This is a genomic window from Shewanella sp. HL-SH4, assembly GCF_051164845.1.
GTDB classification, from domain to species: domain Bacteria; phylum Pseudomonadota; class Gammaproteobacteria; order Enterobacterales; family Shewanellaceae; genus Shewanella; species Shewanella glacialimarina.
The window spans coordinates 1,333,846-1,354,910 of the sequence record NZ_CP195037.1 but is presented as its reverse complement, the minus strand read 5'-3'; the positions used below and the strand labels follow the sequence as shown (position 1 = coordinate 1,354,910).

Annotated in this window: 18 protein-coding genes; 11 read left to right on the top strand and 7 right to left on the bottom strand. The window is 39.3% G+C overall.

What is annotated here, in order from left to right:
* Positions 1 to 43: 43 nt before the first annotated feature.
* Together ACRWQL_RS06850 and ACRWQL_RS06845 are read left to right on the top strand one after the other, a co-directional pair.
* Entirely contained in the window at positions 44 to 274 is a 231-nt protein-coding gene (locus ACRWQL_RS06850; protein WP_434928322.1) for a hypothetical protein, read from the top strand.
* 183 nt (positions 275 to 457) lie between these two features.
* Positions 458 to 2,638, top strand: coding sequence for an OsmC domain/YcaO domain-containing protein (locus tag ACRWQL_RS06845; protein ID WP_434928323.1), 2,181 nt, complete (start codon positions 458 to 460; stop codon positions 2,636 to 2,638).
* Positions 2,639 to 2,765: 127 nt separating this feature from the next.
* Here ACRWQL_RS06845 and ACRWQL_RS06840 read toward each other — a convergent pair whose 3' ends face one another.
* The 3 genes from ACRWQL_RS06840 to ACRWQL_RS06830 all read right to left on the bottom strand — a co-directional run bounded on the left by ACRWQL_RS06840 (position 2,766) and on the right by ACRWQL_RS06830 (position 5,817).
* Entirely contained in the window at positions 2,766 to 3,176 is a 411-nt protein-coding gene (locus ACRWQL_RS06840; RefSeq protein ID WP_434928324.1) for a phosphate ABC transporter substrate-binding protein, read from the bottom strand.
* Positions 3,177 to 3,185: 9 nt separating this feature from the next.
* Entirely contained in the window at positions 3,186 to 4,262 is a 1,077-nt protein-coding gene (locus ACRWQL_RS06835) for a porin (RefSeq protein ID WP_434928325.1), read from the bottom strand.
* Positions 4,263 to 4,449: 187 nt separating this feature from the next.
* Complete coding sequence (locus tag ACRWQL_RS06830) at positions 4,450 to 5,817, bottom strand: MATE family efflux transporter (RefSeq protein WP_434940013.1); 1,368 nt, start codon at positions 5,815 to 5,817, stop codon at positions 4,450 to 4,452.
* Positions 5,818 to 6,066: 249 nt separating this feature from the next.
* Between ACRWQL_RS06830 and ACRWQL_RS06825 the strand changes: the two genes are divergently transcribed.
* Positions 6,067 to 6,888, top strand: a complete 822-nt coding sequence (locus tag ACRWQL_RS06825; protein WP_434952862.1) for a M14 family metallopeptidase — start codon at positions 6,067 to 6,069, stop codon at positions 6,886 to 6,888.
* 17 nt (positions 6,889 to 6,905) lie between these two features.
* On the opposite strand, the gene ACRWQL_RS06820 is transcribed toward ACRWQL_RS06825, so the two are convergent.
* Positions 6,906 to 7,670 carry a substrate-binding periplasmic protein gene (locus ACRWQL_RS06820; protein WP_434952861.1) on the bottom strand — a complete coding sequence of 255 codons (765 nt, stop codon included), beginning with the start codon at positions 7,668 to 7,670 and terminating at the stop codon, positions 6,906 to 6,908.
* Between the two features lie 134 nt (positions 7,671 to 7,804).
* Positions 7,805 to 9,898 carry a winged helix-turn-helix domain-containing protein gene (locus ACRWQL_RS06815; RefSeq protein ID WP_434952860.1) on the bottom strand — a complete coding sequence of 698 codons (2,094 nt, stop codon included), beginning with the start codon at positions 9,896 to 9,898 and terminating at the stop codon, positions 7,805 to 7,807.
* Positions 9,899 to 10,017: 119 nt separating this feature from the next.
* Here ACRWQL_RS06815 and ACRWQL_RS06810 point away from each other — a divergent pair, with 119 nt between their 5' ends.
* Positions 10,018 to 10,962: an alpha/beta hydrolase family esterase gene (locus ACRWQL_RS06810; protein ID WP_434952859.1), complete on the top strand. Its 945-nt coding sequence runs from the start codon at positions 10,018 to 10,020 to the stop codon at positions 10,960 to 10,962.
* Between the two features lie 45 nt (positions 10,963 to 11,007).
* On the top strand, positions 11,008 to 11,826 hold the full coding sequence (locus tag ACRWQL_RS06805) for a hypothetical protein (protein ID WP_434952858.1): 819 nt from the start codon (positions 11,008 to 11,010) through the stop codon (positions 11,824 to 11,826).
* A gap of 3 nt (positions 11,827 to 11,829) precedes the next feature.
* Here the strand turns inward: ACRWQL_RS06805 and ACRWQL_RS06800 are convergent, their stop codons facing one another.
* Complete coding sequence (locus ACRWQL_RS06800; protein ID WP_434952857.1) at positions 11,830 to 12,618, bottom strand: polysaccharide deacetylase family protein; 789 nt, start codon at positions 12,616 to 12,618, stop codon at positions 11,830 to 11,832.
* A 257-nt stretch (positions 12,619 to 12,875) separates the two neighbouring features.
* Here ACRWQL_RS06800 and ACRWQL_RS06795 point away from each other — a divergent pair, with 257 nt between their 5' ends.
* The 6 genes from ACRWQL_RS06795 to acuI all read left to right on the top strand — a co-directional run bounded on the left by ACRWQL_RS06795 (position 12,876) and on the right by acuI (position 18,842).
* Positions 12,876 to 13,916: a hypothetical protein gene (locus ACRWQL_RS06795; protein ID WP_434952856.1), complete on the top strand. Its 1,041-nt coding sequence runs from the start codon at positions 12,876 to 12,878 to the stop codon at positions 13,914 to 13,916.
* On the top strand, positions 13,913 to 14,275 hold the full coding sequence (locus ACRWQL_RS06790) for a hypothetical protein (protein ID WP_434952855.1): 363 nt from the start codon (positions 13,913 to 13,915) through the stop codon (positions 14,273 to 14,275). Before ACRWQL_RS06795 ends, ACRWQL_RS06790 begins: the two co-directional genes overlap by 4 nt.
* A 213-nt stretch (positions 14,276 to 14,488) precedes the next feature.
* Entirely contained in the window at positions 14,489 to 16,072 is a 1,584-nt protein-coding gene (locus ACRWQL_RS06785) for a methyl-accepting chemotaxis protein (protein ID WP_434952854.1), read from the top strand.
* Between the two features lie 168 nt (positions 16,073 to 16,240).
* Complete coding sequence (locus tag ACRWQL_RS06780; RefSeq protein WP_226411016.1) at positions 16,241 to 16,900, top strand: nitroreductase family protein; 660 nt, start codon at positions 16,241 to 16,243, stop codon at positions 16,898 to 16,900.
* A 201-nt stretch (positions 16,901 to 17,101) separates the two neighbouring features.
* Positions 17,102 to 17,731, top strand: coding sequence for an acrylate utilization transcriptional regulator AcuR (gene acuR, locus ACRWQL_RS06775; RefSeq protein WP_434952853.1), 630 nt, complete (start codon positions 17,102 to 17,104; stop codon positions 17,729 to 17,731).
* 115 nt (positions 17,732 to 17,846) lie between these two features.
* On the top strand, positions 17,847 to 18,842 hold the full coding sequence (gene acuI, locus ACRWQL_RS06770) for an acrylyl-CoA reductase (NADPH) (RefSeq protein WP_434952852.1): 996 nt from the start codon (positions 17,847 to 17,849) through the stop codon (positions 18,840 to 18,842).
* A gap of 150 nt (positions 18,843 to 18,992) precedes the next feature.
* On the opposite strand, the gene ACRWQL_RS06765 is transcribed toward acuI, so the two are convergent.
* Positions 18,993 to 21,062: a M13 family metallopeptidase gene (locus ACRWQL_RS06765; protein ID WP_434952851.1), complete on the bottom strand. Its 2,070-nt coding sequence runs from the start codon at positions 21,060 to 21,062 to the stop codon at positions 18,993 to 18,995.
* Positions 21,063 to 21,065: the final 3 nt, after the last annotated feature.

The following is a 21,065-nucleotide window of genomic DNA, read 5'->3' as shown; positions in this document are numbered from 1 at the left end:
CACTATATTAGTTATACGTAATCCTTAAAATTAAGAGATAAAAGTGACTGATGCTAGGCTTATCTTGTTACTAAAAACCAGTATAACGATAGGAATTAGCTTAATTCTGACGGGTATTTATCTGCACAACTTCAGTGAAACCGTTGAAGCCATGGGCGTAAAAGGCATTATTATCAGCGCCATGTGCGTTGCCTTTGGCATGGTGCTGTCATTGCCCACTAAAATGTACCTTACGTTTCTTTTGGTGATGAGAGAGTCAGAAAAGCAAAAATAAAAGTATTAACGTCCCATAGTATGTTGCAGCTCTATTTTGATCTTTCCCATTATGCTTTGCTGTTATCAGCTTAATTCAAACTTTTTGTTGAATAAACCCAAGACTATTGGGCCAAAAACACCGATAATTCACCTTAATTAGATAATTTGGCCGTTTGGCCGTGAATGACTGTAGGCGTATTCAATGGAAATCAAAGTAAATTTTCTCGACAATTTAAGACTAGAAGCCAAGTTCGATGACTTTACCGTCACGGCTGATCAACCTATTCGCTACAAGGGTGATGGTTCTGCGCCGAGTCCCTTTGATTACTTCCTTGCCTCGTCTGCCTTATGTGCCGCCTATTTTATTAAGGTGTACTGTAAAGCGCGTGATATATCGACTGAAAATATCAGATTGTCGCAAAACAATATTGTTGATCCTGAAGATCGCTATAACCAAATTTTCCAAATTCAAGTAGAGCTACCTGCTGATATTTCTGATAAAGATCGCGAAGGGATTTTGCGCTCTATTGATCGCTGTACCGTGAAGAAAGTGGTGCAAACAGGTCCAGAATTTAAAATTGAAACCGTTGAAAATCTCGATGCCGATGCCAATGCAATGTTGATGGGGCAAGTTGAAGGCGATTCCAGTACCTTTATTTTAGGTAAAGACTTACCCCTTGAACAAACTATTCAAAACATGACCACCATGTTAGCTGACCTTGGGATGAAAATTGAAATTTCATCGTGGCGTAACATAGTGCCAAATGTATGGTCTTTACATATTCGTGATGCAGCATCACCTATGTGTTTTACCAATGGTAAAGGCGCCACCAAAGAAAGCGCACTGTGTTCAGCCTTGGGCGAGTTTATTGAGCGTTTAAACAATAACTTTTTCTACAATGATCAATTCTATGGTGTTGAGATCGCCAATAGCGAATTTGTCCATTATCCGAATGAGAAATGGTTTGCTTTAGAAGAGGATGACTCACTACCAACCGGCCTATTAGATGAGTATTGTTTAGATATTTATAATCCAGATGAAGAGCTAAATGGCTCGCACCTAATTGATACCAATTCAGGCAATATTGCTCGCGGTATTTGTGCTATTCCTTATACGCGTCAGTCTGATGGTGAAACGGTATATTTCCCGTCTAATCTAATCGAAAATTTGTTTTTAAGTAATGGCATGAGCGCGGGTAATAACCTACAAGAAGCCCATGTGCAGTGTTTATCTGAAATTTTTGAGCGTGCAGTAAAGCGTCAAATCATTGAACAAGAAATAGTGCTACCAGATGTGCCAATGTCGGTACTTGAAAAGTACCCTAGCATTCTAGCGGGCATTAAAGGCTTGGAAGAACAAGGCTTCCCTATTGTGGTGAAAGATGCGTCATTAGGTGGCCAATTCCCTGTGATGTGTGTGACCTTAATGAATCCAAGAACTGGCGGCGTATTCGCCTCGTTTGGAGCACACCCAAGTTTTGAAGTGGCGCTAGAACGCAGCTTAACTGAGCTGTTACAAGGGCGCAGTTTTGAAGGCTTAAACGATGTGCCAAAACCAACATTTAATAGTATGGCAGTGACTGAACCTGAAAACTTTGTTGAGCACTTTATTGATTCAACAGGGGTAATATCTTGGCGCTTCTTTAGCAGCAAGTATGACTATGAGTTCTGTGAATGGGATTTCTCCGGCACCAGTGAAGAAGAAGCGAGTGGACTGTTCGGTATTTTAGACGCTATGGGTAAAGAAGTGTATATCGCTGAATTTACTGAATTAGGCGCTTCAGCTTGCCGTATATTAGTGCCGGAATATTCCGAAGTGTACCCAGTGGATGACTTAATATGGGACAACACCAATAAGTCGCTTGCTTATCGTGAGGATATTTTAAACCTGCACTCGTTAAGCACTAAAGCCCTAGGCAAGTTAGTTAATCGTTTAGAAGAAAGCCAGCTTGATAACCAGACAGATATTGGTACCTTAATTGGTATCGTTTTTGATGAGAATACGGTTTGGGGGCAGCTAACCATTATTGAACTCAAAATAATGATTTACTTGGCACTAGGACAGCATGAAGATGCCCTGGAATTAGTCGAGGAGTTTTTGCAGTTTAATGACAATACTGTACAACGCCGCTTATTCTATCAAGCAGTCAATGCCGTGCTTGAAGTGACCTTAGATGAAGACTTAGCGCTAGAACACTTTATCGGTAACTTTAATAGAATGTTTGGTGCTGAGGTAATGGAGAATGTGGTTGGGTCTGTCTCGGGCAAGGTACGTTTTTATGGTTTAACTAAAACCAGTATCAATTTAGAAGGGATCGAGCCGCATTTAAGGCTGATTGAAAGCTACAAGAAGCTTCATCAAGCGCGTCAGCAAAAGTTATAAGCATAAAGAAATATTTAAGCATGAAGAAATAAAAATGCCAGCGATAACGTTTAAGTTACCGTTGGCATTTTTTTAGCTTATCTTAACCGTGTAAATATCGCCGCCTGACCCTAAAATATTGACAGGCCTAAAACTCGGCAACCACTTTTACTGTGTCATTCACTGAGCCGCTGTCTATATAACCAATCATACTTGGGTTTGAAGAGATCAATTTGATCATGTCCTCGGTACTGGATACTTCTTTGGGTGGTGTCCCTTTACCAGTAAACATTTTCTTCGACCAATAAGCTTTTAGCTGACTTGCTGACTTACTTAATACAGCAGAGTCAAATGTCTCTTTAGCCGCCTGTGACGCATCCATATTAATTGGGACAACTTGCTCTCCACTGGGGAACGACTTTACTTTACCAAGATAGATGTTTTCGATATATTTTTGATCGATACTGTCAGCGTTACTCGGGTGAACAATAACCGCAATTGCCGCGGATGCTTGCAGTGATATTAAGCTCAACAGGATTGAGCATAGTAATTTATTCATATCTCTCTCCTAGAATACTAAGTCAATACCAACAGAAACCGCTTTAGCATCACCGGCAACTTTCAAGCCCGGCCCGCCATTATCTTCTACGTCATCATATTGCACTTTAAGGGCAGCAGAAGGATGAAAATCCCAACGAACGCCAAATGATGTCGTATTATGAACTTCGCCACCAACACCATCATTAAAGTCAGAATAAGAAACGTAAGGGGTAAAATCGCTAATTCTGTAACCAAGGGTGATTAAGTAAGTATCTAGATCGTCACCCTGTAAAGACAGACGATTTAATTCAGTTAATAAGATAAAGTTTTCATAATCGATATTGACCGATAACCCATAAAACTTACCTTTTCGCTCTGTGCTGCCATCCCACTCTTGTTGCACATCATCAATATAGCGTTCATTAGTGTATTGCATATGGGTTAAGCGAATATCTAACCAATCGCGATTAAATTGAACAACGATACCGCCAATATCTTTCCAAATTTCACGGGTACTTTCTAAAAAGAAAAACTCAGATAACAGTTTATTTGGGTCACTTTCCTCTTTACCATAATAAACTTGACCAGACACGGTCCAATCACCAACTAAATAGTTGTAAAGTGCACTAACCCCATTGTAGTTAAATATTTGCCAAGTATAGTTGTCTGCAGGCGGTCTAATCCAAGTATACGCATAACCGACATCAAAAAAATCACTGTAATAATAGAGGGGAAGACGCTTTTTACCCCCTTGTAATGTCCAGTTATCGTTTACATCATACGATACATAAGCCCATTCAAAATCGGCAGAAAAATCATTAGCGCCTCTTGATACTACTTGAGCTGTTGCTGATAAGCCTTCCATCAAATCGGCACTGAATTGAATACCAATTAATGTATCTGGGTTAAAACTGATTTCTTCTTCATAGACACCCACTAAAGGGTAATCTGCTAGAAATGAGGGGCCTAAATCAAACTCTTCAACGCCGGAGCCTTCGAGCACTTGACCACCGACGACCGAAGCAAAGCCTGAAATATTCACTTCAGCTACAGCTGGCGATGCCAGAAATAGTGAACTGATGACAATTGCTATCTTCTTTTTCATAGAAAAACCTTAACAGTGAGGTTATATTCACTATTAAGGTTAGGACAGTTTTTTATTAGTGCAACTTTAGTTTAACTTTTCTGCAACTTATTTAATGTGTTATGGTCTAAAGCTTTTTTTTTGCTTGTAAGCACTGTTTTTAATAAGCATTACTTAAATATTGTTAAGGATGCTGAAATATATTTCTCTAAGCTCCCATTCTATATTTGTCGACTCGTTTAATGGCAAATAACATCCATATCGTCAGTACCACGCTGCAACTCGCGAGTGAAATCCATACACCGAAAACACCGAATGCCCATGCAAAAAGGTAAATTACCGCGGCAATTAATATTAATTTTAACCCCGTTAAAATAGCAGACTCTTTGGTAGCACCAATAGCTTGGAAAAAACTCGCTCCAACAAGTAATAATCCTTCCATAGGCAGTCCCCAAAAATACCATCGTAACCCTTCAATCGCCACAGGGGTTAATTCAGGGTTATTCCCGGCAAAAAGATACACCATCCACTGTGGGCGAGTGTAAATTAAAATAAGCCCAATAACGGCGACCAGTAAAGTCATACTAAATGCAATGTGGCGAGCCTCTTTGACCCTGTCGTAGCGACCTGCGCCAGCATTAAAGCTAAAGATAGGCTGGGTGCCAAAAGCAATCCCTTCAAAAACCAAATAGAAGATTGCCTCGGTATAACTAATGACGCCATAAACCGCAACATGTAAAGGGGCGCCTACCCAGAGTAAGGCGGTATTGTGAAGAGTGAGTACTATCGATAAGTACAAATTCATTAAAAAGCTCGGAAAACCCGTCTTAGTAATATCGATGCAATGCTCTGCTCGAAGCCGCATTTGCGACCAATTGATTTTTAATTGCGTTTTAGTGCCAAAAAAATGCTGTAAGCACAATAAGCCAGTTACGGCTTGACTTAACATGGTGGCTATCGCCGCACCTGCTAGGCCAAAGGGATATACCACTATAAATAACCAATCTAAAAAGGTATTTAATATGCCACCAGTAATAAGAACACAGGTGACAAAATGTGGTCTACCATCGTTACGTAATAGTGCTGTAAAAGCTAAAGACATAATAGGAAAATGGCTCAGGGCAAAGTACCAGAATAAATAGTCATGGGCACTGTGTAATACCTCACCTTCGGCTCCTAGTGCAATCAAGATGTCCTTAGCAAACAGGCTCCCACAAACGGCAAAAAATAATCCAGCCAGTAAGCATAAACTGAATGCATTACCCAAAATATGCCGAGCCTTGATAATATTACCCTTACCAAGGTTCATTGATACAAGGGCTGCGCTGCCCATTCCTATTAAGGCCCCTACAGCATATAAAATGGCACCGACAGGGTAAGCTAACATCATCCCTGCTAATCCTGTCTCACCCAAATAGTGGCCAACAAACATACCATCGATGGCAACATAAATACCGGTAATTAACATTGACGCTATAGTCGGTATTGAATAGCGCCAAAAAAGTTTTGCAACAGGCTGCTCTAACAAGCTTAAATCTTGTTGAGCTGGCTGTAATGATGTACCTGTTGACGACATAGATATGACTCAAATAATAAAAAATGATGTTAACCAAAGTGTTTATCTGAAAACACTGAAGTGATAAGCAAATTGATGTGTTAGCTGAAAGTATGACCTATGACACATATCAATGCTGGTCATACTGTTTTATGCCTGTAAAAAATAGAGTTTAGCGGGGCCTCTTGACCGATGACTATTCTATTATTAACCGCTACGATAGAATACGTCATTGCTATTATATTTTAAGTGTTTTTTCAGGGGTTTTGTATGACTAATACTATGAATCAAGCCTATTTCTGGGCTTGCGACATATACAATTGTCAGAGTAATGATGTTTATCTATTGAGTGCTAAACTCGCAACTGAAATAACGCGTTTACGCTTTAATCAAATGACTTTAGGATCGGTAGATGATTTGCCTATTTGTCTGTATCAATCAAGTACGCTAAAGAATGATTTACCTTCAGTGTTAATTTGCGCAGGCTTTCATGGCGAAGAGGCAGCTGGTCCATGGGGAATGCTCCACTTTTTACAACAACTTCCTGATGACATCTTAGAACATCTTAACTTGAGTTTGTTACCCTTAGTTAATCCAAGCGGGTTTAGTAACGGACAAAGGTTCAATCTATTTGGTGAAAATCCCAACAGAGGATTTGTGCTTGAACAGCAGCAACCTAGGTCAAATCAATATACCTCTGTAGAAGGTAAATTATTACTCCAGCATGCTGGTTTATTAGCAAAGTTAAGTCGAGACGGTGTGCTGACATGTCACGAAGATGTGTTGCTCAGTGCTACTTATTTATATTCATTTGAATCAAATTGCTCGCCTGGAACTTTCAGTTTTAGTTTACGAGATGCGCTAGCACAATATTTTGCGCTAGCCCAAGATGGTTATATTGATGATTGTCCAGTAACAAATGGGATGATATTTAATCATTTTGACTCATCATTTGAGTCTTTTTTAGTCAAGCTTGGGGCTAAATTTGGTGCATGTACTGAAACACCAGGTCAGCAAAATTTTGATCAAAGAATATTAGCTAACAGCGCCGCAATGAAGGCTTTTATTGGATTATATAAAGCAGATTATTAATGTTTTTGGTAGTGGTTTTATTGTTGCTTGCTGGTGTAGTCGCTAACTAACTGCTGTAATCTTTGTAAATTTTCAGGGTCGGCTAATTCTTGATTAAGCAATGCGACAATATCGTTACTCCAGCTTAGATTAGGGTTAAACGCAACATAAAAAGGCGAGTCACTTAAGGTGCCAGCAAAGCGAATATTAGTAGATTTTTTTGTATAGCTTTCAATTACTAACTCATCTTCAATAATCACGGCCACACGCTTGTATTCAAGCATTTTAACCAGTCTTTGCTGTGCATTCCCACCCGTTAAAATATGGAGTCTGGTTTTATTTGCTTCATCGTGAATAAACTCATCTATTGGCGATCCGTAGCCGTAACCTAAAATAATGCACAAAGGAGAAGGCATTGAGTTGAGTGAGCGTTGATCTTGATACAGCCAGTGATTATCTATAGCCGTGTAGAAGTTTACTTTGTAGTTCATAACTGGAGTACGTGTAAACAGTAACTTGGGGGCTTCTTCATATACTGCTGTTAGTAAACCGTGAATATCATTATTATCATTTGCCATTTTGATTGCCCGCGACCAAGGATAGCGTTCAATGCGTAAGGTGATACCATTCTTGGCTAGGATCTCGGTTATATATTCATACACAATACCTGGCTTATCAGGCGAGCTTCCGGAAGTATATGGCGGCCAATTTGTTGTCGCTAAAGTGATTTCTGACGGTATTTTAGCACTAAGGGATGTTGAGGGAATAAGCAAAAAAAAGGCAAAAACTACAGTTGTTTTCATATGCTTCCCACACTAAATAATCCAATAAAGCTATTTTATATATAGTTGCACTAGAGTGAAAGCACAAGTTAGCAGCAACTGGTAACTACTGCAGACAAACTCATTTTATCAGTTTCTTAAAGCGGTCCGTTAAATTACTCCGACAGCTGAAGTTGCCAAATGTTACTTTGACTTAACTCTATTTGGTCACATGCAAAAAAATTGTGCTTATAAGCCATATTGCAGTTATTAGGCATGCGTCCTGTAAATTCAAAAAGTATTTGTGTCTCTGAATTTTTCAGATTTAATTCCTTATACTTTTTATCTAGCAAATAATAAATTTTACTATCACGTAATTGCCAATGTCTCCACCCAGCAATCGGAAAGTCATTAATTAATAGTGTTTCACTACCTGTGTGTAAATCTAATTGATATAACCCTGAATGATTGAATTTAGTGAAGTACAACTGCTGCCCATTACTTTGGGCGCTATAACCTCCTTTTGTCGTGAGTTGAGAAATTTCACCCGTTTCAGACGAAAGCTGCCAGATATTCCATTGGTTATTAACTTCAGCACTAAATAATATTGACTGCTGTGAATAGGCTACGTGGTGTACCTGTGAAAATTGCTTAGCGAGTTGTTGCCAATTTCGGTTTTTTACAGAATAGCGATATAAGTGATTATTGATACTGGCAATCAGGTCCTGATCATCAGCTGACCAAGACATTGCGCTAATATGTTCTATATCGCCATCAAACTCGGCAGTATAAGCCGCTTGGTTTTCCAATTGAATATAGACTTTTTCTTTACTGGTACGATTAGATTTAAATGCTAGGATGTTACTTTTATTACCTAAAGTAGGCTGCTGACTGATCCATGAGCTTGCGGTTAGTGCAACGGATGACGAGTCTTGCAGTGAATGTCTGAAGATGTTCATCGTTGTTTGGCTTCTTTCTGTAATAATTGAACTTAAATCATCTCCGGCAGCCAGCCTTCCAAATTGATCACTTTTTTCTACCGTGGTTAATATTGATGTATTGATATCAAACTCAAACAACCCTTCACTATTAGATGCCAGCAAATGCTGGTCTGATCGCCAAACTAAGCCATATATACTATTGATAAAGGGAACCTTGGCAATAGTACTATTATCGTTAAGATCTATTAACTTAAGATTATCGGTACCATTATCGCTGTACTCAACTACCGCTAAAATTTGATTTTTTGTAGACAAGGAGAACAAATAGTCTCCTAAATTATTGCCTATTTGTTTTGGGTGGGTTAATTGTTGCTTTCTGCCTGTATCTAATTGATATGCATAAATGGCATAAGGCTCAGATATGCTTGGGCGATATTGATAAATTAGTCTTTTGCTATGTTGATCAAAAGCTAATTGAGTGACGACTCTTTGACCACAATTTAATACTAAATCTAACTGTTTGGTGGCTGGGTCCAATTTAACAATTTCACATTCCCTTTGTTGTAAATTATTTAACCGGGATGCATAGATAAAACCATCGGCAGCATAGATTACATCAGTGTAGTAATAGCTATCATGGGTCATTGCTATCGGTGTGCTGTCGGCTTGTTGCATAAACAGTTGGGCATAATCGTCAGCACTGGCTCTATACAGAAAAACCAAACCTTGAGTGTGCGGATCAAATGATGGATTAAATGCGCTGCCCTGAAGGGCAGTTTTCGGCTGCCTATCTAGAATTTGAAGTAATGGTTGTTGGATGCTTGATTGACTAGATTGATAAAAACTTACTCCTACGATGACAAGTAAGATGATAATGCCTAATGCCGTTGAATTGAATGCAGTAAATAATGCGGCAAATTTATTAATTTTAATGTCAGTTGATTTAGGCTGAGGGAGTATTTGAGCCTGATTACTGGAGTCTGTTTTGGTATTTACTGCGTCACTTAAATTATGAGGTGTTAATAAGGTAGGGCTCGCGGTGAATATATAACCGACTTTACTGACCGTTTTTATCCATATTGGAGATGAAGGAGTGTCTTCGATGAGCTTTCGAAGTTCACCAATCGCACGATTTACCGCTGCATCACTGACAACTCTTCCGCCCCAAACCTGTGTAATTAGTTGTTCTCTGGATATGGCTTCTTGAGGATGGTTGCAAAAAAATACTAGCAATTCAAAAATGCGTGGTTCGCAAACTAAGTGAACGTTATTTTTCTGTATTTCTACTTTTTCAAGGTCAACGGTAATACTACCAAATGCATAATGCATCTATATCCTTATTATTTAGCTGATCATTATCATTTCATTATCAAACCATTCTTACTTCTTTATTGTTCCTAATCAAGGTAGTGGCACACTTAAACCACAAAAACGATGAAAGGATTATCATGAAGAATATATCGAATAGCATTAAGTATCATACCCAAAAAATGAGTTTTTCACGACATTTGGCCCAATCAATAATGACGTTACCTGCAGCGTGCTTAGCAATATTGAGTTTATTAGTAGGATGTGGAGGCGGCAGTGACAGCCCTGATATTCCAATAGTAAAGCCACCACAAGCAACTACTTGTGCCGGTACTTCATTACCAATCGATGCTAGTTGTATGACGGTCAATGATCGTGATGTTGTGATCTATAAACCTAATGCTGAAATAAAAGGTATCGCCTTATTTCTACACGGTGCACCGGGAACACCACAGAAAGTGGCGGGTATTTTTGATGCAAAGAGTTTAACAAATGAATGGCAATTATTATCAGTATCTCCCCAAGGTAGTCATAACTTTTGGGGGTGGGATAGCAAAAACAGTGACAACGGCGGAGCTATAGATACAGATTTTATCAGTAGCTTACTTGTCCAACTTCGAGCAGAGAATAATATCACAAGCGATAAAGTGTATATTTTTGGTTATTCGGCAGGTGGGTTTATGGCTTATAAGCTTGCATGTGCAATACCTGAGCAAATTACTGCGGTTGTCTCGCTGGCAGGTCAATTTAGGGGAGACTTTGACCAATGTACAACATCTACAGCTGTTACGCTGCATCACTTTCATAGCCCGCAGGATTCTGACGTACCCATTTCGGGGCGAACTAATGGTGATATTCAATCTGTAACGGATACATTAGCCCATTGGCGACAAATAAATGGTTGCAATGATGTCGTTACTTCAATCGAACATCCAGCAGTTAATAATACGAGCAGTGGCACCGAAACTTCTGTTTGGCAAGCCTGTTTAAAACCTGTTAGTTTTTCGCAAATCAATAATGTACCGCATGAAGCCGTTTATGATTCTGAAGTGTTAAAGCAAATTTACGCCCCAATATTTAATTAACTATTTTATATAGTTAATAACATATTTGATTTTTACGGAGACACTATGTACTCAAAAACTGTTTTTCCTATATACATTGCGATTATTTTATTTATAAGTTTATCAGCATGTGATGGCGCATCGTCTTATATTGCTAATGTCTCGGACAATAATCAGCAAAAGGGTGACCTTGGGTCACCAAAGAGTAATTTACCTGTCCCTGATAATCGTTTTTCAAATGAATATAAAATCCTATTATTTGGCAATAGTCATGTGTCAAATCAAGCGGATTTGATCAACAAAATTATCAAGGTTGGCAATAATAAAGCACAAGTTACAGTTGTTAATGCTGGGGGAGGTTTTTTAGATGATAAGGGAAGCCAACAGAGGCGCAATGACTTATTAACAACGCAGCGGTGGACGCACCTTATTTTACAGGGGCAAAAATACTCACAATCAGGAACGGTGAGTTACTCAACTTTAGAAACTCAGATTTGGATTGAAAAAGCAAAAAATGAATCAATTACCCCAATTCTTTTTCCTGAACATCCGCAACTAGGAAGGAGCAAAGAAGGTAGACAGGTTCACCAGCTTCATTCCAGCATAGCCGCAGTACAAAAATCTTGTGTTGCCCCTATTGGACTAGCTTGGGATAGAGTATTGATGATATCGCCAAGCCTTAGATTACATAGTTCAGATGGTAACCACGCGTCATTAATGGGCAATTTATTTACAGCGTTAGTTTTCTATGAGGTGATAACTGGAAACTCAGCAGACCTATTGCCTTACATTGCTGATATAGACGTTGATGAACCGACTCAACAATTACTCGGCCAAATCGCATCTGAAACCATTCAAGCTAATACACCTTGCTTTTTTGGCTGATAATTAGAAACCATGTTCAGTTTTGACGTAATTCATAATAGTAGAGTAGGTATCAACCCATAGCCTATCTTTGTTTTCTGCTAAATATTGCAGTAATTCATTATGGGCTTTATCACTTACCGTTAAATAGTCGCCTTCAATACCATGAAACACAATGTTAGCTAGCCCACCTTGGGATTGGACTTCATTAACGAATGCGATCAGGGTTTCACCACTGACATTTTCTGGCATCAGTAATAGATCAAACTTGGGGTCGTATTGAGGGTTATATCCTTTAATCGCGATAAAAGAGTCTCTAATCGCGTTAATATAATTGCCATCAGATACATTAAAATCACCACATGGTGGAGTGAAAGTGCGACTGTTTTTATTATCGATAGCGTGAAGCAGCGTATTGGCTAACAACACTTCTTGACGTATATGACTGATTACCTTGGTATCTAAATCATGATATGGCATCACCCAATCTCGCCCAGATATGGATTTACGACAAGGATGGTACAGGGTGTGATTGCCCAGTTCATGACCATTGGTAGCGACTTGACGCCATTGTTCGATGTTGGTGGTCAAGCTTGGGTTTGAAAGCGTAAGGTAGAATGACGCTTTAAAGCCATATTTATCTAGCGCAGGGACTGCATTTATTAACTGGCTATTCAACGCATCATCATATGAAAGGCTCACGGCAGCTTTATATGGTTTCGGCCATTTAAAAACGGCTACTGCTTCATCGGCAAAAACATCAGTAATGACCATAAGTGTCACTAATCCATAAATAACAAATTTAATGTTCACGCATTAGGTCCTTTATAACAGGATTAAACCACGCCATATTTCAATGGATTTTCATATTATGTTATGTTTTTTTAACATTGATATTTTATGTGATTATCTATAAATTTGTTCTTTAACATTAATAAAAATTTTTACTAATATTTCAAATGTTTAATCGTTATCGATATTTAAACGTACTACATATTAGGTCTAATGTTAGTAAAAGGTCATACTTTAAAATGAAATAGTTGATCTAAAAACACTCTCAAGGATGATTTATGTTTAAACCACTACGCTATGCAATTTTGTCCACATGCCTGTCTAATATCGCGTTCGCAAGCGAGCTGCCAGCTATTCTTGATTATTTACCCAAGTGTGAACCGATCATTTTAAGTGAATATCATCAGCAGTTAACTTTTATAAATGATGAAAATGATGATGTAACTACTAAGCTAAATGCTGATGATTTTAGAGAGCAATCAATAAAAAATGCATTGTTAGTGGCTCAGCAAAATGGCAAAAAATCAGGTGCTGAAGCCATTATTATTGAGCAACTATTCACCTTAGATTTTGTTAAAAAAGTGGCCGGTAATAGTGATGAAGATAAATACGACAATTATAAAATCAACGTCAATATAGAAGCAAAAAACATTACACTTTGTGATAACAAGGAGCTTACGACTAAGCGGACTCCCTTTGGTAGTAATGGTATGAGAGTTCTATTATCCGATACTTCAGTAGTGTTGGCAGTACCAAATAGTAAATCTTTAATGATCAGTGCCGATAAACATAAGCCGCCTAGCGCAAGCGTGTCTGTCAATGGTGCTTATGGCGTTATGTTAGGCGATCCGCTATCAATATTAAAAGCTCAAATGGGGCCTGAAAGTATTAGATTATTAGACCATGATGGTACCCAAATATTGGGTTATGGCAGAAGTCTATGGTTTTATGTAAAGAGTAATAAAGTGATAGGTATTGCTAAAAATGAAGCTATTCTAAATAGCCATGGCACAAATCTCATCGCGTTTAGTGAAAACTATGATATTGATAATTGGTTTATTAACGATGTCAATTATAGAGACACATATCAAAGTGTTAACCAAAATCTCGATTTGGTTCAGTACGGTGATGAGACCATTGTGTATAGCGACACATCCCAACTATTTTTAGACTTTGAAAGCTTTAAAGTCGATCTATATAAGGACGCTGAGCTTCTATTGAATGGTTTTACAATATTGCCATCAGGTAATAAAAAAAGTCTGCAAATATTAATTTTACCGCGACAGACTCTATTGAAGTTAGCCATTTTTTTACTATGAATACCGAAGATATGTACCAGCTAGACGATCAACAGCGGAGTAACCAAGTTAACTTAAATGCTGACGGTGTTTGGGTTATTGCTAATGAAAATCTACTTTTTGGTGTCAATGATAAGGGGATTGTTAACAGAATCAGAGTGACGGAATCTATTATTAAAGAGCAAAGTAAACAGGATTTTAACCTTGTGCTTGCACGTTATAACATTCCAGTTTTGAAGTCTGATTTTTTAAAGTTTTATCCAAATGCAGAAGATAATTTTGACAGTGTGATGGTAACTAAAGGCACAAAATTGCTATTTGCGACCTTTGACTCGGATGAAGATAATGCACAATTAATCGATATTATGATTGAGCTTTAGATCAGAGAGTTGACCACGAAGCGACTAAATATTTGTCAGTATGGTTTCAAGCCTGTAATGCATAAAGTTATTTTTGCGACGATTGCTATAAATACAGGCAATAAGATTTTTAATTAACATTCACTAAGTTGGTCTGAAGATTTCAATATTAGCCATTTAGACTATATTTTACTGACATAGAGTGTATTTGAGACTAAATATCAAGGATGTAATATGCGTGACAATCAACCCATAACACAAAAGCTGCACGTTTTTAAGCCTCATTTCAGATTGATTTCTGGTACAGATGCCCGCGGCCATATTACCTATTGTAATGATGAATTTGTTGAAGTAAGCGGTTTTACACGTGAAGAGTTGATTGGAAAACCGCATAATCTTATTCGACACCCCGATATGCCTAGCGCGGTGTTTAAAGAAATGTGGTCCTGCATTTCTAGTGGAAAAGTGTGGATGGGACTGGTAAAAAATAGACGTAAGAATGGTGATCATTATTGGGTCAGTGCGTTTGTAACCCCAGTGTTCGAGAACAATAAAGTCGTTGGGTATGAATCAGTCAGAGTGAGTGCTCTTCCATCTGAAATTGCACGCGCAGAGACCATGTATGCCAGATTAAGAAATAATTTACCTCCTAGAAAGATAATTGCCAATGCGTTTCAACTGATTAAGTCTTTAACACCTGTTTGGTTACCATTAATGCTATTGAGTGTTGTTGCGGCTGTCATGGGAGGTGGAATTGAATGTATTTTAATTCTAGTGACTATGCTGATATCGTGTATTTGGACTTATTATCGTAATGAGTCCGATTGGCGTGAACTGTATACCTTAAGTCCTGATTCATTTAACGACTTACTCGTAGCGATGACTTTTTTTGATGACATCGGGGGAAAGGCAAGAGCAAAGCTTGCGTTAGGTTCTGAAATCGCCCGTTGTCGAACCGCACTCACTCGAATTGAGGATTCGGCTCGTTCTTTAGATGTTATTGCAGATAAAACACAAGCGCAAGCTAAAACCACCGCAAAAGCCGTGGCGTTACAAAGTCATTCAACTCAACAAATTGCTTCGGCAATTACTCAAATGTCTACCGCAATTCAAGAGGTTGCGGGGAATGTCGAGCGCAATGCATCAAGTGCAAAACAAGCTCAGGTCACGGTTCAAGAAGGTGCTGAGTTAGCCAATTCCGCCAAAGCATCGATAGATAATTTAAATATATCCGTTACAGACATTGCTAAAACGGTTAAAGAGCTTGTTGATTCAACTAATGAAATCAGCCAAGCCGCGAGCTTAATTTCTAATATTGCTGATCAAACTAATTTACTTGCCTTAAACGCAGCGATTGAAGCGGCTAGAGCTGGAGAACAAGGCCGAGGGTTCAGTGTAGTAGCTGATGAAGTACGCGCATTAGCTTCAAAAACCCGTGAATCTACAGATAAAATTCACGATATTGTAAAAATACTTTCTCAACGAGCTGAAAACGCACTTGAAGTTTCAGGTAAAGGTGAACAAGCCGCTGCCCAAGGCGTTGAAATTGTTGAAAAAACAAGGTTGAAACTGATTTCTACCAGTGATTCTGTTGAGCTAATAACTCAATTATCAATGGATATGTCTTCAGCAGTTGAGGAGCAAAGTGCGGTAGCAGAGCATATTAATCAGCAAATTATTGAAATAGCTGATGCTTCAGAAGCGACCAAGGAGTCATCGGAAACATCTTTACAAATGAGTCATGATTTACATGATTCCGTTACAGCAGTTCGTTCAATTATCAGGCGCTTTGCTATAAATACTTTAGGTGACAAATAATGCACTACATTCCAATTTCAGATGCGATTTCGTACTAGTTTTCAAGTGATATGGACATTTTATTAAGGTATAAATTGTCCATTAATATTGGATTTAACGGTACTAATAAACCAGTGTTAAATCCTTTATTATTCTCCTCATTGACCTAGCACTATGAGGAAATCATCCATGTCTCACCCAATTATTCAAGATTTAGAACGTCGTTATACCGTAAAAAAATACGATTCAAATAAACGTATCTCTGCTGAAAATATTGCAGTGCTACAACAAGCTATGCGTTTATCCGCGTCTTCAATTAACTCGCAGCCTTGGAAGTTCATTATTATTGAAAGTGATGCGGCAAAGCAGCGTTTGCATAATACTTTTGCAAACAAGTATCAATTCAATCAGCCGCATGCAACTGAAGCATCACATATTATTCTATTTGCTCACAATCCTGCTTACACCAAAGATGATTATCGCAAGGTTGTTGATGTTGAAGTGTCCTCAGGTCATTTGCCGGCAGACATGTATGACAATATGCTTAATGGTGCCTTTGCCTTTGCTGAAGCTAATACTAATGACGCTGGCTTTAATGGCGAATGGACTAAGGCTCAAACCTATATTGCCTTAGGCAATACTCTGCATGTATTAGGGCGTTTAGGGATAGATTCAACTCCTATGGAGGGTGTTGACTCTGAGCTTATTGGTGAAGAGTTTAAGCAAGAATTAAACGGTTATGTGGTTGAGGTGGCATTAGCCATTGGATATCACAAAGAGGGCGAGGATTATAATCATGGTCTGCCTAAATCACGTTTACCGATAAAAGATATCTTTACCGTATTGTAATTAACATAACCTGACACGGACTAAAAAAGCTTATTTAGTCCGTGTTTTATTGTGGTGGGTCAGATGCGCTAAGTTGGTGAGTGGTGTTGAGTCATTAAATCTGCTATCAAATTGTTGACCTTAAGCGAGGAATTGTATTGCTAATCACATTCAGAATATTTATGTCTGGTATTTAATGAGACGATCGGTCTATTATTGGTGATGAACATAGAAACAGTAAAGCCTCGTCGTGGTCGTCCTCCCAAAGCCAACCGTGACAATCAAGATACTAAAGCGGCATTAATCCTTAGCGGCCTAGAGCAATTGACTGAAACCGGTTTTGCTGGCTCGGGTATTGATCTTATTTTAAAAAGAGTGGGCGTGCCTAAGGGGTCGTTCTACCACTATTTTTCCAGCAAAGAAGTTTTCGGCCAAATTGTGATTGAAAACTACGCTGCCTATTTTATGTATCAATTAGATAAGTGTTTGTCCGATGAGTCTTTACCCGCACTTCACCGGCTCAGTTTATTTGTTGATAAAGCTAAGCTTGGTATGGAAAAGTACCATTTTAAGCGTGGGTGTTTGATTGGCAATTTAGGTCAAGAAGTCGATTTACTGCCAGAGAGCTATCGTCAGCAATTGATTACTGTTTTTGCGAGTTGGCAGCAGCGATTGTCCCTGTGTTTTACCCTCGCACAAGTTAATAATGAGATTAGTCAGTCTATTAATTGCGACAAGTTAGCTGAAATTTTTTGGGTCGGTTGGGAAGGGGCTGTCAGCCGAGCAAAGCTAGTCCAAAATACACAACCTTTACAAGATTATTATGATTTTTTTATGAAAAGTTTCCATTAAATACAATTATCTAGACTTGCTTGTCATGAGCCGTAAGTAGGTATTAATAGAAACATGAATTGGTTTTATAAAATTTTTTACATTTAAATAGACGATCGGTCTAATTGGAGGTTTTATGTTTCGTGGCATGTTAATTGAGAAAGACGAGCAAGGTTATCGCGCAGCAGTAAAAGATATTGATGAGTCCGTTTTACCAGCAGGTGACGTCACTGTTAGCGTGCAATACAGTACATTAAACTATAAAGATGGTTTAGCGATTACGGGTAAAGGCCCAGTTGTAAGACAGTTTCCTATGGTGCCAGGGATTGATTTAGTCGGCGTAGTGGCACAATCTGATAGTAATAAGTTTGTCGTCGGCGATACCGTTTTATTAAATGGTTTTGGTGTGGGTGAAGTACATTGTGGTGGACTTGCCCAAAAAGCGCGATTAAAAAGTGACTGGCTTATTAAGCTGCCTAAAGTGTTTTCTGCTCGCCAAACAATGGCCATTGGCACAGCGGGATATACCGCCATGCTATGTGTCATAGCATTAGAAAAAAATGGTGTGACTCCTGATAAAGGTGAAATATTAGTTACCGGCGCTAATGGCGGCGTCGGCAGTTTTGCTATCGCCATTTTAGCCAAGCTAGGTTACCAGGTAGTTGCCTCCACAGGGCGTGCTGATCAAGTTGATTATCTAAAAGGCTTAGGGGCCAAAGAGGTTATTGATCGTCAATTACTCTCTGAACCAGGGCGTCCCTTAGCCAAAGAGCGTTGGGCGGGAGCGGTTGATTCTGTTGGTAGTCACACTCTGGCCAATATTTGCGCGAGTATAAAATACGGTGGCACTGTTGCTGCCTGTGGTTTAGCTCAAGGTATGGATCTGCCTGCAACCGTTATGCCATTTATTCTACGAGGAGTGACATTGGCTGGTATTGACAGTGTTATGCGCCCTATTAGTGATAGAGAAGAAGCCTGGCAGCGTTTAGGTGAGATTTTCGCTAATCCGAGTGAACAGGCTATGTTTGATAATATTTCAACAGAGATCAATCTGAACGGAGTAATACAAGCAGCCGAAGATTTAATGGCGGGTAAAATCAGAGGTCGAATTGTGGTTGACGTCAATGGATAACATCTAAAGTTTAATTTCTCCCTTAGAAGCTGAGGTTAAATAAAAAAATACCAGTCAACTCGCTGACTGGCATTTTAATTATGTCGCTACTGATTAGTTGAATACTTTAACAAGCGGGCACGAAACTATACCAACCTATACCCATATCTACTACCAAATACGTACGCGTTGATCTTCTGGTAAATATAGCTTGTCGCCAGGTTTAACATCAAACGCTTTGTACCAAGCGTCGTGGTTACGAGGCGCTAATGCACGGTAATGACCCGGTGCATGGGTGCCAGCTTTCAGTTGGCTTAACATACTTTGTTCGGTACGCTTTTCTTTCCACACTTGTGCCCATGCAAGGAAGAAACGTTGATCGCCCGTGACGCCATTAATAACCGGAGCTTCTTTACCATTTAAGCTTAACTGGTAAGCGTGGTAAGCCATTGCCAAGCCACCTACATCGCCAATGTTTTCACCTAGGCTATTGCGACCATTGACAAAATGACCCGTAATTGGCTCGTATAGACTGTATTGTGCGGCGAGTTGATCAGCTTTTGCTTCAAATGCAGCGCGATCAGAATCTGTCCACCAGTTACGTTGAATACCATTGGCATCTGATTTAGAGCCTTGGTCATCAAACCCGTGGCCCATCTCATGACCTATCACCGCACCAATACTGCCATAGTTAACTGCTGGGTCTGCATTAGGGTCAAAAAATGGCGGTTGTAAAATAGCGGCAGGGAACACAATTTCATTAAATGAACTGTTGTAGTAAGCATTAACATATTGCGGTGTCATACCCCAACGATTGCGATCTGTTTTTTCAAGTTCGGTCGCTACGCTATCAGCATGAAAATATTGACGTAGTTTATGGATATTGCCTACTAAATCTTGGTTTGAAAGGGTTAAACCATCAAATGTTTGCCATACATCCGGATAGCCAATTTTAGGCTTAAATGCCGCCAGTTTAGCGTGGGCATTGACTTTTGTGTCGCCACTCATCCAATCTAAACCATCAATACGTTGCCCTAGCGCTGTACGGAGGTTTTCAACTAAATCGGCCATCTTTGCTTTTGATGATTCAGGGAAATACCGTTCAACATACACTTTACCAATAGCGAACCCCAGTGATTCAGTGGCTGACATTTCATCAACGGCACGTTTCCAGCGTGGACGAGGCTCTTCTTGGCCATCTAGCTCTTTGCCATAAAAAGCAAAGTTAGCGTTAAACAGCTCTTCTGCGAGCAAACCGGCGTTATTGCTTAGGGTATGGTAGGTTAAATAATCCTGCCACACATTAATTGGCTGCTGATTAATTAAGGCAATCATAGCCTTAATGGGCTCTGGCTGAGCCACATTGAGTTGTGGAATACTGTAACCCGTCTGTTCAAAGAAAAGATCCCAATTAAAGTCTGGATACTCTTTTGCTAAATCAGCACGTTTGATTTGATTAAGTGTCAGATCACGATCGCGACGTTTTTCACGCGGCCACTGACCTTGGGCAATTTGTGTTTCCAATGCCAAAATGGCTTCTGCACGGGCTTGGCCATCTTTAATACCTGCAAATGCAAGCATTTCAGCAATATGACTCACATAAGCACTGCGAATGTGGTTAAAGCGTTCAGTGTCCTCTAAATAATATGAGCGGTCGGGAAGTCCTAAACCGCTTGCGCCAATAGTGAATTCATATTGATCAGGGTCAAGTCTGTTAAACCACATGCCGCCAGATATAGGTGAGTCAGCATCGCTAAGCCAAGCATTACCAAACACTTTTGTTAAATCATCAGTGTTTTTAATGGCATTAATTTGATCAAGTGTTGCCTGGATAGGTGATACGCCAAGTTTATTGATGGTGTCTGTATCCATGTAAGCATTGTAAAAATTGGCAATTAATTGCTCTTCAGGAGTTAAATTTTGGCGACTGGTAATATCATCGATAATCGCTTTAACCTGATCTTCACTGCGTTCTGCCAATAGGCTGAATGCGCCATAGCGGGTTTTATCTGCAGGCATTTCGAAGTTGTCATACCAAGTGCCACTGGCATACATAAAAAAGTCATCGCCAGGCTTAATCGCTTCGTTGCGGGCGGTTAAATCAATGCCAAATTCACCTAACTCAGCCTTTGCTGCAGGTGTGGCTTTTACAATAGCGCTGTTAGTTTGCTTAGGGTCTGATGTGCCACATGCAGTTAAAAATGTACCTGCTAATGCGATGGCAATTAAGGATTTTCTCATTGT

Bases quoted from the DNA above. Each gene is read 5' to 3' on its own strand.
- ACRWQL_RS06790 (WP_434952855.1), top strand. From the start codon at position 13,913: ATGAATACCGAAGATATGTACCAGCTAGACGATCAACAGCGGAGTAAC.
- ACRWQL_RS06810 (WP_434952859.1), top strand. From the start codon at position 10,018: ATGAAGAATATATCGAATAGCATTAAGTATCATACCCAAAAAATGAGT.
- ACRWQL_RS06765 (WP_434952851.1), bottom strand. From the start codon at position 21,062: ATGAGAAAATCCTTAATTGCCATCGCATTAGCAGGTACATTTTTAACT.
- ACRWQL_RS06785 (WP_434952854.1), top strand. From the start codon at position 14,489: ATGCGTGACAATCAACCCATAACACAAAAGCTGCACGTTTTTAAGCCT.
- ACRWQL_RS06845 (WP_434928323.1), top strand. From the start codon at position 458: ATGGAAATCAAAGTAAATTTTCTCGACAATTTAAGACTAGAAGCCAAG.
- ACRWQL_RS06840 (WP_434928324.1), bottom strand. From the start codon at position 3,176: ATGAATAAATTACTATGCTCAATCCTGTTGAGCTTAATATCACTGCAA.
- ACRWQL_RS06825 (WP_434952862.1), top strand. From the start codon at position 6,067: ATGACTAATACTATGAATCAAGCCTATTTCTGGGCTTGCGACATATAC.
- ACRWQL_RS06820 (WP_434952861.1), bottom strand. From the start codon at position 7,670: ATGAAAACAACTGTAGTTTTTGCCTTTTTTTTGCTTATTCCCTCAACA.
- ACRWQL_RS06795 (WP_434952856.1), top strand. From the start codon at position 12,876: ATGTTTAAACCACTACGCTATGCAATTTTGTCCACATGCCTGTCTAAT.
- ACRWQL_RS06805 (WP_434952858.1), top strand. From the start codon at position 11,008: ATGTACTCAAAAACTGTTTTTCCTATATACATTGCGATTATTTTATTT.
- ACRWQL_RS06815 (WP_434952860.1), bottom strand. From the start codon at position 9,898: ATGCATTATGCATTTGGTAGTATTACCGTTGACCTTGAAAAAGTAGAA.
- acuI (WP_434952852.1), top strand. From the start codon at position 17,847: ATGTTTCGTGGCATGTTAATTGAGAAAGACGAGCAAGGTTATCGCGCA.
- acuR (WP_434952853.1), top strand. From the start codon at position 17,102: ATGAACATAGAAACAGTAAAGCCTCGTCGTGGTCGTCCTCCCAAAGCC.
- ACRWQL_RS06830 (WP_434940013.1), bottom strand. From the start codon at position 5,817: ATGTCGTCAACAGGTACATCATTACAGCCAGCTCAACAAGATTTAAGC.
- ACRWQL_RS06835 (WP_434928325.1), bottom strand. From the start codon at position 4,262: ATGAAAAAGAAGATAGCAATTGTCATCAGTTCACTATTTCTGGCATCG.
- ACRWQL_RS06780 (WP_226411016.1), top strand. From the start codon at position 16,241: ATGTCTCACCCAATTATTCAAGATTTAGAACGTCGTTATACCGTAAAA.